This is a genomic window from Asticcacaulis biprosthecium C19 (assembly GCF_000204015.1).
GTDB classification, from domain to species: domain Bacteria; phylum Pseudomonadota; class Alphaproteobacteria; order Caulobacterales; family Caulobacteraceae; genus Asticcacaulis; species Asticcacaulis biprosthecius.
The window spans coordinates 39936-40817 of record NZ_GL883079.1; the positions used below are offsets into that span (position 1 = coordinate 39936).

The 882-nt window shown below is 60.7% G+C and carries 1 protein-coding gene; it reads right to left on the reverse strand.

Annotated features, from left to right (window positions below):
* On the reverse strand, nt 1-846 hold an 846-nt coding region (gene lipB, locus ABI_RS15265; RefSeq protein WP_083811530.1), incomplete at its 3' end, for a lipoyl(octanoyl) transferase LipB.
* Nucleotides 847-882: the final 36 nt, after the last annotated feature.

Sequence of the window (882 nt, forward strand, 5' to 3'; positions counted from 1 at the left end):
GGCGTTTACGGGGCCGAAGATGTTCTCAAAACTGATCTTCAGCGCATAGTCGACTTCATCCATCGTCACGGGCAAGCCCAGGTCGAGCAGGCTGGTGACGCCATGTTCGCGGATGCCGCAGGGCACGATGCCGTCAAAATGCGACAGGTCGGGTTCGACATTGAGGCTGATGCCGTGGAAGCTGACCCAGCGTCTCAGTTTGATGCCAAGCGCTGCGATTTTATCTTCTTGGTAGGTGCGCTCAGGCGCCCCAGGGCGAATTTCTAATTCGCCCTTCTCGTTAGGAGTGTCCCAATCTGCTTGCAGATTGGGTGGGGCTCCTTGCATAAGCTCGGGCGGGCAGTCGCCCTTGCCGGATGACACAAGGTCATCCGGAGACATAGGATTGCCTTTATCCTTGCGCTCGACCCAGACGCCGACGCGGCCGTCGCGGATATGGCCTTCGACATTGAACTGCCAAAGGGTGTCGATGATCCATTGTTCCAGGGCCTGGACAAAGCGGCGGACATCCTTGTGCCGGCGGTTCAGGTCCAGCATGACATAGGCCACGCGCTGGCCGGGGCCGTGGTAGGTGTACTGGCCGCCGCGGCCGGTTGAATAGACCGGAAACAGCCCGGGCGCGATCAGGTCGTCGGCTTTCGCCGAGACGCCGGCCGTGTACAGCGGCGGATGTTCGACCAGCCAGATCATCTCGGGCGCTTCTCCGGCCTGAATGGCGGCGACGCGGGCTTCCATGAAGGCTACGGCCTCCGGATAGTCGAGCGGCGAGGGGGCAACCACCCATTGCGGGGCTGGCCCGTCAATTAGGCTGTGGAAACCGTCCTGCGTTAACCGGTCATCAAGCATGACACCTCATTGAGAGACTGGTTGCAAATGTGTACG